Origin of the sequence: Streptomyces sp. bgisy159 (genome assembly GCF_965341775.1) — a bacterium.
Lineage (GTDB): Bacteria > Actinomycetota > Actinomycetes > Streptomycetales > Streptomycetaceae > Streptomyces.
Map to the genome: position 1 here is coordinate 1 of NZ_CBDQZH010000006.1, position 13,505 is coordinate 13,505.

Genomic DNA, 13,505 nt, shown 5'->3' on the forward strand with positions numbered 1-13,505 from the left:
AGGCCGTCCTCGCCTTCCTGCGCGAGTACGAGGACGACCTGGTGCTCTGCGTGCACAACTTCTCCCGCTTCTCACAGCCCACCGAGCTGGACCTGCGCCGCTTCGCCGGCCGCCACCCGGTGGAGCTGTTCGGCGGCGTCCGCTTCCCCGCCATCGGTGAACTGCCGTATCTGCTCACCCTCGCGGGTCACGGCTTCTACTGGTTCCGGCTCGCCCGAGTCGCATCCCGCACCGGCCGGCGCGGATGAGCGTGCGCCGGGGAAAGGACGCGTCACCATGCCGAAGACCGCTGTGATCACACGAGGGTCGGCCGGTACCGACACCCGTGCCGTCGGGGCGCTCGGCGCCCTGCTGAGCGAGTGGCTGCCGCGCCAGCGCTGGTTCGCGGGGAAGGACCGGCCCGTCGAGGAGCTGCGTCTGCTGTCCATGACGGAGCTCTACCCGGGCTGTCTGCACGTGCTGCTGCAGGCGGGCCACGCGGGGGTGCCGGCGCCGGTCGGCGCGGCGCCCACCGGCGACTGCTACCAGCTGCTGCTCGGCGTGCAGGAGCATCACACGCCCCGTCTGGGCCGGGCGCTGATCGGCAGGGTCGCGGAGGGTCCGCTGGCCGGACGTACGGTGTACGACGCCCTGCAGGACCCCCGTTCGGCGCAGCTGCTGCTGGAGCGCATGCGCCATCCGGGCACGCTCGGGCCGCTGGTCTTCGAGTCCGACCCGGACGCCCCGCCGGTGCCCGCCGGGCTGGCACCCCGGCTGATGGAGGCCGAGCAGTCGAACACCTCGCTGGTGTACGGGGACGCCTTCATCCTGAAGGTGTTCCGCCGCATCCAGCCCGGGGTCAACCCCGATCTGGAGGTGCCGGTCGCGCTGGCCGGCCAGGGCTGCGAGCGGGTGCCCGCACCGGTGGCGTGGATCCGCACCACCCAGCCGCAGGAGGCGACGCTGGGCGTGCTGCAGCCGTTCCTGCCGAACGCCTCCGACGGCTGGACGCTGGCGCTGGACGCCCTGGCCCGCGGCGAGGACTTCACGGCCGAGGCCCACGCGCTGGGCCGGGCGACGGCCGAGGTGCACCTGGCACTGGCGGCGGCCTTCCCGCTCGGCGAACACGGCGGCAACGGTCCGCTGGCCATCGCGATGGCGGACCGGCTGGAGGCGGCCGCACGCCATGTGCCCGGGCTGCGCCCGCACGTCCCGGGGCTGCGCCGGGCCTTCGGCGCCCTGTGCGCCTGCGATCCGGGGCCGCCCGCCCAGCGCATCCACGGCGATCTCCATCTCGGCCAGGTGCTGCGCGCGGGGCGCGAGTGGTTCGTCATCGACTTCGAGGGCGAACCGTCGCGTCCGCTGGCCGAGCGGTGCAGCGCCCACTCCCCCGTGCGGGACATCGCCGGGATGCTGCGCTCCTTCGACTACGCGGCCCGGCAGCGGCGGCCGTGGCGCCCCGAGTGGGCGCGCCGCTGCCGGGAGGCGTACTGCGCCGGGTACGCGGCCCGGGCGGGCTGGGACCCCCGCAAGAAACACGCCCTGCTGCGTGCTCACGAGACCGACCGCGCGGTGTACGAAGTGCTGTACGAGGCCCGGCACCGGCCCGACTGGCTGGCGGTGCCGATGGCCGCGATCGAACGACTAGCAGTCCGAGGAGGCTGACCCGTGGCCCTGCGTGACACGTCACTGCCCGAGGGGGCCGGCCCGGGCCCGTCCCGGACCGTGCCCCTTGACCCCGACGACCGTGCCCGGCTGCTGGCGGGCGCGCACCACGACCCGCACGCCCTGCTGGGCGCCCACCCGGTGCCGGACGGGGTGGTGATCCGTGCTCTGCGGCCCTTCGCGCGCTCGGTGACCGCCCTGGTCGACGGCGAGCGCGTCCCGCTCGCCTCGGACGGCGACGGCCTGTTCTCCGCCGTCCTGCCGGTGGCGGAGATCCCCGAGTACACCCTGCTGGTGGCGTACGACGGCGACGAGAGCGAGACGCACGACCCGTACCGCTTCGTGCCGGCCCTCGGTGAGCTGGATCTGCATCTGATCCGGGAAGGGCGGCACGAGCAGCTGTGGAAGGCGCTCGGCGCGGAGCCGATGACGCACCAGGGCGTGGCCGGCACCCGGTTCACCGTGTGGGCGCCGAACGCCCGCGGTGTGCGGGTCACCGGCGACTTCTGCTGCTGGGACGGCACCGCCTACCCGATGCGCTCGCTCGGCGCGGCCGGTGTGTGGGAGCTGTTCCTGCCCGGCATCGGCGAGGGCACGCGGTACAAGTTCGAGATCACCTCGCAGTACGGTCAACGCTTCCTCAAGGCCGACCCGTTGGCCCGCCGCGCGGAGGTGGCCCCGGACACGGCCTCGATCGTGCACGCCTCGCACTACGAGTGGGGGGACGCCGACTGGCTGGCCCACCGGGGGGACGTGCCGGTGCACCGGGCGCCGTTCTCGGTGTACGAGGTGCACCTGCCGTCGTGGCGGCCGGGGCTGACCTACCGGGAGCTCGCCGAGGAGCTGCCCGCGTACGTGAAGGACATGGGCTTCACGCACGTGGAGCTGATGCCGGTGGCGCACCACCCGTTCAGCGGATCGTGGGGCTACCAGGTCACCGGCTTCTACGCACCGACGCCCCGGCTGGGCGGCCCGGACGACTTCAAGTTCCTGGTCGACGCCCTGCACCGAGCCGGCATCGGCGTGATCATGGACTGGGTGCCGGCGCACTTCCCGAAGGACGACTGGGCGCTGGCCCGGTTCGACGGGGACCCGCTGTACGAGCCCGGGGACGCGCGCCGCGCGGAACACCCGGACTGGGGAACGTACGAGTTCGACTTCGGGCGCGTGGAGGTGCGCAACTTCCTGGTCGCCAACGCGGTGTACTGGTGCGAGGAGTTCCACATCGACGGGCTGCGGGTCGACGCGGTCGCCTCCATGCTGTACCTCGACTACTCGCGCGACTCCGGGCAATGGGCGCCGAACGTGTACGGCGGCCGGGAGGACCTGGACGCGATGGCCTTCCTGCAGGAGATGAACGCGACGGTGTACCGCCGCAACCCGGGCGTGGTGACCATCGCCGAGGAGTCCACCGCCTGGGGCGGGGTGACCCGGCCCACCGACAGCGGCGGGCTCGGGTTCGGCCTGAAGTGGAACATGGGCTGGATGCACGACTCGCTGCAGTACATGAGCCACGAGCCGGTCCACCGCAAGTACCACCACCACGAGATGACCTTCTCGATGGTGTACGCCTACAGCGAGAACTACGTGCTGCCGATCTCCCACGACGAGGTGGTGCACGGCAAGCAGGCGCTGGTGTCGAAGATGCCCGGGGACTGGTGGCAGCAGCGCGCCAACCACCGCGCCTACCTCGGCTTCATGTGGTCCCACCCGGGCAAGCAACTGCTGTTCATGGGGCAGGAGTTCGCGCAGGGCGCCGAGTGGTCCGAGCCCGAAGGGCCGCACTGGTGGCTGCTGGACCCGGCGTACGGCGCGGCGGACGACCACCGCGGGGTGCGCGACCTGGTCCGCGACCTCAACCGGCTGTACCGTGCCACGCCGGCCCTGTGGGAGCGCGACACGGACCCGGCCGGCTTCCGGTGGGTCCTGTGCGACGCCGCCGACGACAACGTGTACGCCTATGTGCGCCACGCCGCCGACGGCACCCCGCTGCTGTCGGTCAGCAACCTCTCCCCGGTGGTCCGCCACGGCTACCCCCTCGGCGTCGGTGACGACGTGGCGGCCTGGGAGGAAGTCCTCAACACCGACGCTGCCCGCTACGGCGGCGGCGACGTCCGCAATCCGGACCCGGTGAAGCCGGAGGACGGGCGGATCCGCCTCACTCTGCCGCCCCTGGCCACGGTCTGGCTGGCACCGGCTGTGTGAACCGGTGTCGCGGGGGCAGTCGGGTGCGTACGAGCCGTAGCAGAGAGGCCGCATGCCGTGCGCACTGTCGGAGTGGAGGAGGAACTCCTCCTGGTGGACCCCGGGACGGGTGAGCCCCGCGCGCTGTCCGCCGCGGTGCTCGCCCGTGCCGCGCGGGAGGAGAACGGCGGGCGGGACGTCTTCGAGAAGGAACTCCACAACCAGATGCTGGAGTTCGCCACCCATCCGCAGTCCAGGATGGACGAGCTGGCGGCGGAGATCGTCCGGTGCCGCGCGGAGGCGGCCCGGCACGCCGGGGAGGCGGGCTGCGCGGTCGCGGCGCTGGCCACGTCGCCGCTTCCGGTGCGCCCGTCCGTCGGCATGCACCGGCGCTACCAGTGGCTCGCCGACCAGTACGGCATCGCCACCCGCGAGCAGCTGGTGTGCGGCTGCCACGTCCATGTGCAGGTCGACTCCGACGAGGAGGGCGTGGCGGTCATCGACCGGGTGCGCCCGTGGCTGTCGGTGCTGGCGGCGCTCAGCGGCAACTCACCGTTCTGGCAGGGCCGCGACACCGGGTACAGCAGCTATCGCAGCCGGGTCTGGCAGCGCTGGCCGTCGGCCGGGCCGACGGAGCTGTTCGGGTCGGCGGAGGGCTACCACCGGCGGGTGGCGGACATGGTGGCCACGGGGACGATTCTCGACGGGGCGATGGCCTACTTCGACGCGCGGCTGTCCGAGCGCTACCCCACCGTGGAGATCCGGGTGGCGGACGTCTGTCTGCACGCCGACACCGCGGTGCTGATCGCCGCGCTGGTGCGGGGGCTGGTGGAGACCGGCGCGCGCGACTGGCGGGCCGGCCGGGCCCCGGCGGACCACAGCGTGAGCCTGCTGCGGCTGGCCGACTGGCGGGCCGCCCGCTCCGGGCTGACCGGGGAGCTGCTGCACCCCGAGACGATGCGGCGGGCGCCGGCGAAGACGGTGGTCGAGGCCCTGCTGGACCGTGTCGGGGAGGCGCTCGCGGAATTCGGTGACCTGGAACGCGTGCGATCGTCCTGCGCCGAGCTGCTCGCCCGGGGCGGCGGGGCCCAGGTGCAGCGCGAGGTGTGGGCGCGCACGGGCAGCCTGCGGGACGTCGTCACCGCCTGCGTCCGGCACACCCAGGGCTGAGACCGCCGGTCGGTCGCGGTCCGTCCGGTCCGCCGGGGGTGGCTCACAGCATCAGCACGATGGCGTACGCCAGGAAGAAAGCGGCGACCAGGACGACCAGGCCGAGGATCAGCACCAGCGGGCCCTTGGCCCAGCCCTTGGTGGGATTGTGCGTCTCGCGCGGTCCGGCCTCGGGCATGCTGCTCTCCGCGGGCGGGGTCTCGCCCGGGGGGACGCCACCGCCCGGTTCCAGTCCGGTGGAGCGCTCGGGTTCGGGGTCGGGATTGATGTGCGTCATGCCGTCCGAGTCCCCCGAACCGGTCAGCATCACCAACTTGTCGGTTCCCGGCCACAAGTGGTCCCGCCTGGGCTACATTCGACCACCGCCGATGACGGTTCACGTCGGCGGCGTCACAGTCCGTACACCTCAGGAGCAGCGCATGCGCGACCTCGCGATCGCTCCCCCGGCCACCGCCCCGCTCACCGCGGGGCTCGCCGACAGCGTCTTCGACACCGCCGACCGCTCTCCCACGCTGCCCGTCCTGGCCCGCCGCCGGGCGGACGGCGCGGCGTGGGAGGAGGTGACGGCGGTGGAACTGCGGGACCAGGTGGTCGAGCTGGCCAAGGGTTTCGTCGCCTGCGGGATATCGCCAGGGCACCGCGTGGCGATCATGGCGCGCACCCGCTACGAGTGGACGGTGCTGTGCTACGCCCTGTGGGCGGTGGGCGCCGAGGTGGTCCCGGTCTACCCGACGTCGTCGCGCGACCAGGTGGCGTGGATCCTCCGGGACGCGGGGTGTGTCGGGGTGGTGGTGGAGGACGAGCAGAGCGTGATGACGGTCGGCTCGGTGTGCGCGACGCTGCCCGCCCTGCGGCACGTCTGGCAGCTGGACTCGGGGGCCCTCGCGGAACTCGCCCGGCACGGTGCGGAGATCCCCGCCACCACCGTCGACTCGCTGCGCCGGATCGTCCTGCCGGACGCCACCGCTGTGATCGCGTATACCTCCGGCACCACGGGCCGCCCGCTGGGCTGCGCCCTCAGCCACCGCAGTCTGGCCGCCCCCTGCGACACCCTGCTGGCCGGCTGGGGACACACCGCGGCTGCGCCCGGCGAGCGCCCCTCGGTCCTGGCCTTCCTGCCCTTCTCCCACGTGTACGGTCTGATGATCCAGGGGCTGTGCGTGCGCGGCGGCATCCTCATGGGCCATGAGCCGGACCTCAGCCAGGAGGCGCTGTCCTCGGCGCTGCTGACGTTCCGGCCCACGTACCTGTACGCGGTGCCGTCGGTGTTCGAGAAGCTGTACAAGGGGTTCCTGCGGGCGGCCCAGCAGGCGGGGCGCGGTGTCCTGTTCGAGCGGGCCGCCGCGACCGCGCGGGAGTTCGCGGCGGCCGTGGAGCGCCGGCGGATGGGGCGCGGCAGCGGCCCCGGTCTGGAACTGCGCCTGCAGCACGCGGTGTTCGAGCGGACGGTGTACCGCAAGCTGCGTGCGGCGCTGGGCGGCCGGGTGCACCGCGCCACCTCGGGAGGTTCGCCGCTGGGCCGTGACCTCTCCCTGTTCTACGAGGGCATCGGCATCTACGTGCACGACGGCTACGGCCTGACGGAGACCGCCGGCGGGATCACCGTGCAGCCGCTCGGCCGTGAGAAGTCGGGGACCGTCGGGCAGGCCCTGCCGGGCACGGAGATCCGGGTGGCCGCCGACGGGGAGATCCTGGTGCGCGGCCCGTCGGTGTTCCAGGGCTATGTCAATGCCGAGGCCGCCACCCGGGCCGCGCTGTCCGGCGGCTGGCTGGCCACCGGTGATCTCGGGCACCTGGACGAGGACGGGTACCTGACCATCACCGGCCGCAAGAAGGACGTCATCATCACCAGCGGCGGCAAGAGCGTCTCGCCGGCCCTGCTGGAGCAGCGGCTGCGGATGCACCCGCTGGTCCACGAGGCGGTGGTGGTGGGCGACAACCGGCCCTGCGTGGGGGCGCTGATCACGCTGGACCCCGAGTTCCTGACGCACTGGCGGGGCGGGCTCGCGCTGTACGGGGACATCCCGAGCCGGGAGGCCCGGGAGGAGAACGCGCTGCGGGAGGAGGTGGGCCGGGCGGTGGCCGCGGCCAACAGCGCGGTGTCGCGCTCGGAGTCGATCCGGGTCTTCCGGATCGTGCCGCAGCCCTTCGACCGGACCGGGGAGCTGCTGACTCCGTCGATGAAGTTGCGCCGCGATCTGGTCGTCGGACACTACGCGGCCGAGATCGACGCCATGTACGCGGCCCGCAGACCGGTGTCCCGGCAGGGCGGGCAGCATGAGGCGCCGGCCTGGGAGGACGCCGACGATGTGTTCCGCTGAACTCACGCGTAGGACGCGCCAGTCCGGGAACCCTCCCTGTGGCGACTGAGACAGCCGTACGAGAAGGGACGACGGCCCGGGACCGACGGGCCGCACGACGTCATGGCAACCGAGCCGAGCGGGAGTGACTCACTGGCCTCCTGGGGACCACCGACCCGTAGCGTCCGTTTCGCGGGCGAGCCGCACGACGTGACGGGGGCGCGGCTGGCCGCGGAGGAGTATCTGCGCGACCTGGCACGGGTGGCACCGCCGACGAGTGAGGAGTACTGGCACGACATACTCCTGATCGTCGGCGAGCTGACCTCCAACGCCGTCCAGTACGCGCCGGGCCCCTTCGAACTGCGCATGCGGCGCACGTTCGACGGGGTGCACGTCACCGTCCACGACACCAGCCCCACACGCCCCGAACCACGGCCGTTCCGCCCCGACAGCAGCGGCGGCGGCATCGGCTGGCACCTGGTGCACACGCTGTGCAGTCAGGTCAGCGTGGTGACGACCGAGCAGGGCAAGGACGTCCATGTGTTCCTGCCCTGGTGAGCGGGCCGCCGGCTCAGCCGGCGGCCGTGCCGCGCGCGGTGCGGCGCAGATAGTGGGTCCCGACCGTCGCCAGATAGGCGGGGTCGGACGTCTCGCTGTCGGTGCGGAACCCGGGCGCCGACCTCACCTGGTCGCGGGTGCAGGACAGCGATATCCGGCGGGCGGTCGCGTCGACGGAGGTGACCACGCCCGCGGGCACCACGGCGCTGCGACCGAAGATCCATCTGCCGCTGTCCACCACCAGGTGCGCCATGCCGTGGGGGCCGGCGGCGCGCTCCACGTGGCCGACCGTGCCGCCGTCGGCCGCGACCACGGTCCACCCGGTCAGGTCCTGCCCGTGGTGGTACCCGCTGCCGGCCGCGTAGGACCAGATCCCGTCGTCGGTTCTCACGCCGCCCCACCCCTTCGCCGGTGCGCGGGGGCACGGGATGCCACCGCGCTCGCTTCATTGCACCCTGTACCCGTCCGGCGCCGCTCCGATGCGGAGCGCGACTGTGCCCCATGTCGCATCCAAGCGGCGCGCCGGGGTAGCTGCCTGACATCCCCACAGTTCGGAGGCCCCCGTGTCCACCGCTCAGAGTCCCCTGTCGATCGAGGTCGAGCTGGCGCGCGAGGACGTCGTCCTGGTGAGCGTCGCCGGCCATCTGGATCTCGACACCGCGGCCGCGTTCCAGGCCGGGCTGGCCGAGCAGCTGCGCCAGGGCCGCCGGCACTTCCTGCTCGACCTGTCGGCGGTGCCGTTCATGGACTCGTCGGGGATGAACATCATCCTGCGGACGTACCACGAGACCCGCGGGCGGGCGGGCAGTGTGCATGTGATCCGTCCGGTGAACGCCGTGCGCCGGGTGCTGGACCTGACCGGCGTCAGCCTCACGGTCCCCATATCGGAATCGGTCGACGAGGCACTCGCCCTGATCGACGGACAGGGGGCCGGGCAGGCGTCGGCCGAGACGCCGGGGGACGCCTGAGGGGACCCGCGGCTGGGCGTCTTCGTCTGGTTGCCTCACCCGGCTGGCGCTCACCGGCCGGGCGCGGTGGGATCGTGTGAGGTGCGACACGGCGTGCGGCGGGCATGCGCGTGCCGTCGAGGCAGACCGCCGGAGCCGCAGAGAGGGAGATCGACGTGATACGACCCAGGATCCTGGTGGTGGGCGCGGGCTTCGCGGGAGTGGAGTGTGTCCGGCGCCTGGAACGCAAGCTGTCCCCCGACGAGGCGGACGTCACCCTGGTGACGCCGCAGGCCTACCAGCTCTATCTGCCGCTGCTGCCCCAGGTCGCCTCGGGGGTGCTGACCCCGCAGTCGATCGCCCTGTCGCTGCGCCGCAGCCGTAAGTACCGCACCCGGATCATCCCGGGCGGCGCGATCGGGGTGGACCTGGCGGCGAAGGTCTGCGTCATCCGCACCATCACCGACCGGATCGTCAACGAGCGCTACGACTACATCGTGCTGGCCCCCGGCAGCGTGACCCGGACGTTCGACATCCCGGGGCTCACGGACAACGCCTTCGGCCTCAAGACGCTCGCCGAGGCGGCGTACATCCGGGATCACGTGATCTCGCAGCTCGATCTGGCCGATGCCAGTCTGGACCCGGCCGAGCGGGCGGCCCGGCTGCAGTTCGTGGTGGTGGGCGCCGGTTACGCGGGCACCGAGACCGCGGCCTGTCTGCAGAAGCTGACGCACGCGGCGGTGCGGCGTTACCCCCGCCTGGACCCGCACCTGATCAAGTGGCACCTGATCGACATCGCCCCGAAGCTGATGCCGGAGCTGGGCGAGAAGCTGGGCCGCAGCGCCCAGGAGATCCTCAGCCGGCGCGGCATCGACATCTCGCTGGGGGTGTCGATCGCCAAGGCCGGCCCGGAGGAGGTCACCTTCACCGACGGGCGGGTGGTTCCGACCCGCACGCTGATCTGGACGGCGGGCGTGGTCGCGAGCCCGCTGATCGCCACGCTGGGCGCCGAGACGGTGCGCGGCCGGCTCGTGGTGTCCGACGAGATGGCCGTGCCCGGCCATGACGGGGTGTTCGCGCTCGGTGACGCCGCCGCCGTGCCCGACGTCACCCGGGAGGAGGGCACGATCTGCCCGCCTACCGCGCAGCACGCCATGCGGCAGGGCAAGGCGGTCGCGGACAACGTCATCGCGACGCTGCGTGGGCAGCCGCTGCAGCGCTACGAGCACGGGGATCTCGGTCTGGTCGTCGACCTCGGCGGCCGCGACGCCGTCTCCAAGCCGCTCGGCCTGGAACTGCACGGCCTGCCGGCCCAGTTCGCGGCGCGCGGCTATCACTGGTGGGCGCTGCGCACCAATGTGGCGAAGGTCCGGGTGGCCACCAACTGGACGCTGAACGCCGTCGCGGGCGACGATTTCGTGCGCACCGGCTTCCAGGCGCGGCGGCCCGCCAAGCTGAAGGACTTCGAGTACACGGACACGTACATGACACCCGAGCAGGTGCGGGCACATGTGGCGGGGACGGAGCCGCCGACCGGCGGCTGAGGCGGTGGACCGACGGCGACGGACGGGGGCCGGTGGAGCGCACGTGGTCGCGCCCCGCCGGTCCCCGTCGCCATGGGCGAGGGGGACCGGCGGGGCGCGGTGGTGGGCGGCCCGCTCAGAAGTCGGTGGGCAGCCCGCTGACCTCGGCGATGCCCCGCAGTTCCTCGGTGTCGTGGTGCCGCTGCCGGATGTAGCCGGCGATCTCGGCCAGCCGCACGGGGTCGGCCGCGGTGTCCGCGTCGGTCACCACCCGCACCGGGCCGGTCTCGTCGATGTTCAGTTCGACGAGCTGGTTGTCCAGGCGTCCGGTGACGGCGGTGGCGATGACCAGGGCGGCCTCGTCACGGATCTGCTGGGGCAGGGTGTCGGTGTCGTCCGGGTCCAGGGAGAAGTCGAGGGCCTCCGGGGGCTGCTCGTCCAGAGCACGCAGCGCCGGGGCGACGACCCTCAGCAGGAGCCGGTAGTCGTCGTTGTCCATCCGTCCGCGCAGACGGTCGAGGTAGAGGTCCACGGCCCGCCCGTCCGGCGAGTTCTCGGGTTCCGTCATTCGTTACGGGTTCCTCCCTCGCTCGGGTGTACACACGCTCACGCGTAGGCGCGAGGGTCCGCGCCCGCCGGGCCGGCGGTCGGCGCGGAACCGTGGTGCGAGAGCCACCGGTGGGCGGTCTGCAGGGCGTGCCGCACATCGCGGGTGCCCGTGGACACGCACAGCGTGTAGGCGAGGTCCTGGGCCCGGATGTCGGCCTCGGTGCGCCGGTCGGCCTTCTCGTCCGACGCCGTCAGTGCCTCGTACTCGTCGACCAGTCGACGCAGCACGGCGGGATGGGGCATCAGCATCGGTTCGCTCCTCGGTCCGGGTCGGTGGGGCGGCGGGTCAGTGACGGGTGCGCGGTGTCGGACGCGTGCTCCTCGGGTCTTCCGCGGTTCCGGACGGCGGTACCGCCGGACGGTGGTCAGGCGCCGGGTGCGGGCGGCCCGTTCTTCCCAGCGGTGGTGGTGCCGGAGCTGCCGCCACGCCCCAGGGCTTCCTCACGGACCCGGGCGCAGCTGCGGCTGATCAGCCGGGAGACGTGCATCTGGGAGATGCCCAGTTGGTCGGCGATCCGGCTCTGGGTCATGTCCTCGAAGAAACGCATGTAGAGGATGGCCCGCTCGCGCTCGGGCAGGCGGCGCAGTCCCTCCTTCGCGGACTCTCGGTCGACGACGACGTCGTAGGAGGCGTCGGCGGCGCCGAGGGTGTCGGCCAGGCTGTACCCATCGTCACCCGAAGGGAGTTCGGCGTCCAGTGAGAGCGTGCTGAAGCTCTCCAGCGCCTCCAGGCCGGCGTTGACCTCGTCCTCGGTGAGGCCGGTGTGCGCGGCGATGTCTGCGACCGAGGGTTCCGGCGCTCCGGGATTCTGGGTGAGGTCGCGGCGGGCGACACGGACCTTGTTGCGGAGCTCCTGCACGCGGCGCGGCACGCGCAGCGCCCACATGCGGTCGCGGAAGTGCCGCTTGATCTCACCGGTGATGGTGGGCACGGCGTAGCTCTCGAAGGCCCCTCGGGCCGGGTCGAAGCGGTCGACGGCCTTGACCAGTCCGAGGGCGGCCACCTGGCGCAGGTCCTCGATGGCCTCCCCCCGGTCGCGGAAGCGGCCGGCGATCCGGTGGGCCATGGGCAGCCACGCGGTGACGATCTCGTCGCGCAGCGCGTCGCGTTCGGGGCCGTCCGGCAGGCCGGTCAGCCGGACGAACTGGGCTGTCGTGTCGGGTGCGTCGTCGTGGGTGCGTCGCGGCGACGTGGTGGTGCGGGCGGAAGTTGCGAGTCGACTTGTCGACAGATCCGTAGCCATTGCGGTTTCGCTCCTGAACGGTGGAGTCAGGGACTGACCGCGGGAGGAACGGCGCCTGAGGGACCCAAGAGGCCCCGGCAGCCGTACGGCTCCCGCTGGCGCGCCTCCGGTCCGAAGCACGAGTGTGCGTCTGCCCCTGTGACGGGGGACCAAACCCCCTGGAACGCAAAAGGCGTCTGAGAGGCATGTGGCGCTTTTTGCGCCTGTGTCCATGGAAGGGCCCCAAGGGGGCGGACGGGAGGGCGGCCTGCTGGAACAGGCGAGGTGGCGGGCGTCAGAACACCGGGACGACGGCGGTGATGCGCTTGCCCCCGGAGGGCAGGTCGGCGACGCTGACCTCGCGGGAGAGCCTGCACACGATCGGCCACCCGCGGCCGCCGGTGCTGCGCCGGGACCGGGGATCGTGGCTGTCCACGGCGACGGGCAGCCGGTCACTGCGGTCGCTGACGGAGACCCGGACGGCCGGGCCGTCGACGTCGACGTCGAACTCCGTGACGCCGCCGCCGTGCAGGATGGCGTTGGTGGTCAGCTCCGAGGCGACGAGCAGGGCGTCGGAGAGGGCGGCCTCGTCGCAGTGGGTGCCGGTCGCCCCGCACCGCCGGGCCACCACGCCCCGCACGGCGCGGCGGACGTCGGCCGGGCGGCACGGACCGCGGGCGCAGTGGCGTGGCAGGCAGCGGTCGGACGTGCCGAGCGGGCTGGGTGCGGGGTCGGTGGTCATCCTTTCACTCCTTGGCTGGTCCCGGCCGGCACCGGCCGGGCCGGGCGGCAAGCTGTCTCCCTGTTCGGCTGGCCAGCCGCGCCCGGGCCAAACATCACGGGCGCCGTTTCCCGCCACATCCCGGCTCGGAGCGGCCCGTCGGCCCCGGCCGGGTGGGTTCGGGCGGCGACGGGGTACCCGCGGGCCATGTCCGATGTGGTCGACTCCGACGAACTGCTGCGCCGCATGCAGCGGGCCAGGGCTTACGCGCGTCAGGAACTGCGCACCTGGCGGACGCTCGCCGAGGGGGCGGAGCCCGCGGCGGACGCGGCGGCGGCGCGTACCCGGCAACTGGCGTACGAGGTGGTGGTGCGTGTCCTGGACGAGATCCTGACTCCCGGCAGCCACGGTCCGGAGCCCGGGAAGACGCGGTGACCGGGACGACGCGGTGATCGGGACGACCCGGCGACCGGGGGAGGCGGGACGAGGTGGTGGGCCGACGTGAATCAGGTCACGCGACCCGGTTTTGATTTCTCATACGATCCGAAAATCGTTTAGTGTTCATCCATACGCGGCGCGCGGAGTCGACGGCACTCCTCCTCCGTACCCCGCCCTGGACCGCCCTG

At 72.7% G+C, this 13,505-nt stretch carries 15 protein-coding genes; 9 read left to right on the forward strand and 6 right to left on the reverse strand.

Annotated features, from left to right (window positions below):
• From ACSLTV_RS08200 to ACSLTV_RS08215, 4 genes are all read left to right on the forward strand, one after another.
• On the forward strand, nucleotides 1-248 hold a 248-nt coding region (locus tag ACSLTV_RS08200; protein ID WP_435611908.1), incomplete at its 5' end, for an alpha-glucosidase C-terminal domain-containing protein.
• Between the two features lie 28 nt (nucleotides 249-276).
• On the forward strand, nucleotides 277-1,644 hold the full coding sequence (locus ACSLTV_RS08205) for a maltokinase N-terminal cap-like domain-containing protein (protein ID WP_432138100.1): 1,368 nt from the start codon (nucleotides 277-279) through the stop codon (nucleotides 1,642-1,644).
• Nucleotides 1,645-1,647: 3 nt separating this feature from the next.
• A complete protein-coding gene (glgB, locus tag ACSLTV_RS08210; protein WP_432157400.1) occupies nucleotides 1,648-3,849 on the forward strand; it encodes a 1,4-alpha-glucan branching enzyme in 2,202 nt (733 codons plus the stop codon).
• Nucleotides 3,850-3,906: 57 nt separating this feature from the next.
• Nucleotides 3,907-4,998, forward strand: a complete 1,092-nt coding sequence (locus tag ACSLTV_RS08215) for a glutamate--cysteine ligase 2 (protein WP_432138098.1) — start codon at nucleotides 3,907-3,909, stop codon at nucleotides 4,996-4,998.
• Nucleotides 4,999-5,041: 43 nt separating this feature from the next.
• Here ACSLTV_RS08215 and ACSLTV_RS08220 read toward each other — a convergent pair whose 3' ends face one another.
• Nucleotides 5,042-5,275, reverse strand: coding sequence for a DUF6480 family protein (locus ACSLTV_RS08220; protein ID WP_432138097.1), 234 nt, complete (start codon nucleotides 5,273-5,275; stop codon nucleotides 5,042-5,044).
• Between the two features lie 142 nt (nucleotides 5,276-5,417).
• Between ACSLTV_RS08220 and ACSLTV_RS08225 the strand changes: the two genes are divergently transcribed.
• Together ACSLTV_RS08225 and ACSLTV_RS08230 are read left to right on the forward strand one after the other, a co-directional pair.
• On the forward strand, nucleotides 5,418-7,319 hold the full coding sequence (locus ACSLTV_RS08225) for an AMP-dependent synthetase/ligase (RefSeq protein WP_432157399.1): 1,902 nt from the start codon (nucleotides 5,418-5,420) through the stop codon (nucleotides 7,317-7,319).
• 102 nt (nucleotides 7,320-7,421) lie between these two features.
• Nucleotides 7,422-7,856, forward strand: a complete 435-nt coding sequence (locus ACSLTV_RS08230) for an ATP-binding protein (protein ID WP_432138095.1) — start codon at nucleotides 7,422-7,424, stop codon at nucleotides 7,854-7,856.
• A gap of 13 nt (nucleotides 7,857-7,869) precedes the next feature.
• Here ACSLTV_RS08230 and ACSLTV_RS08235 read toward each other — a convergent pair whose 3' ends face one another.
• Entirely contained in the window at nucleotides 7,870-8,247 is a 378-nt protein-coding gene (locus ACSLTV_RS08235; RefSeq protein WP_432138094.1) for a PRC-barrel domain containing protein, read from the reverse strand.
• 172 nt (nucleotides 8,248-8,419) lie between these two features.
• Between ACSLTV_RS08235 and ACSLTV_RS08240 the strand changes: the two genes are divergently transcribed.
• Entirely contained in the window at nucleotides 8,420-8,824 is a 405-nt protein-coding gene (locus ACSLTV_RS08240; RefSeq protein ID WP_432138093.1) for an STAS domain-containing protein, read from the forward strand.
• Between the two features lie 104 nt (nucleotides 8,825-8,928).
• Nucleotides 8,929-10,347, forward strand: a complete 1,419-nt coding sequence (locus ACSLTV_RS08245; protein ID WP_432138092.1) for an NAD(P)/FAD-dependent oxidoreductase — start codon at nucleotides 8,929-8,931, stop codon at nucleotides 10,345-10,347.
• Between the two features lie 115 nt (nucleotides 10,348-10,462).
• On the opposite strand, the gene ACSLTV_RS08250 is transcribed toward ACSLTV_RS08245, so the two are convergent.
• The 4 genes from ACSLTV_RS08250 to ACSLTV_RS08265 form a co-directional block, all read right to left on the reverse strand.
• Nucleotides 10,463-10,894: a hypothetical protein gene (locus ACSLTV_RS08250; RefSeq protein ID WP_432138091.1), complete on the reverse strand. Its 432-nt coding sequence runs from the start codon at nucleotides 10,892-10,894 to the stop codon at nucleotides 10,463-10,465.
• Nucleotides 10,895-10,932: 38 nt separating this feature from the next.
• Nucleotides 10,933-11,184, reverse strand: coding sequence for a DUF5133 domain-containing protein (locus tag ACSLTV_RS08255; RefSeq protein WP_432138090.1), 252 nt, complete (start codon nucleotides 11,182-11,184; stop codon nucleotides 10,933-10,935).
• 116 nt (nucleotides 11,185-11,300) lie between these two features.
• On the reverse strand, nucleotides 11,301-12,179 hold the full coding sequence (locus ACSLTV_RS08260) for an RNA polymerase sigma factor SigF (RefSeq protein ID WP_435611909.1): 879 nt from the start codon (nucleotides 12,177-12,179) through the stop codon (nucleotides 11,301-11,303).
• Nucleotides 12,180-12,453: 274 nt separating this feature from the next.
• Nucleotides 12,454-12,900 carry an ATP-binding protein gene (locus ACSLTV_RS08265; protein WP_432138088.1) on the reverse strand — a complete coding sequence of 149 codons (447 nt, stop codon included), beginning with the start codon at nucleotides 12,898-12,900 and terminating at the stop codon, nucleotides 12,454-12,456.
• A gap of 186 nt (nucleotides 12,901-13,086) precedes the next feature.
• On the opposite strand from ACSLTV_RS08265, the gene ACSLTV_RS08270 reads away from it, so the two are divergent.
• Nucleotides 13,087-13,314 (forward strand): hypothetical protein, encoded by a 228-nt coding sequence (locus ACSLTV_RS08270; RefSeq protein WP_435611910.1) that lies wholly within the window; start codon nucleotides 13,087-13,089, stop codon nucleotides 13,312-13,314.
• Nucleotides 13,315-13,505 lie beyond the last annotated feature (191 nt).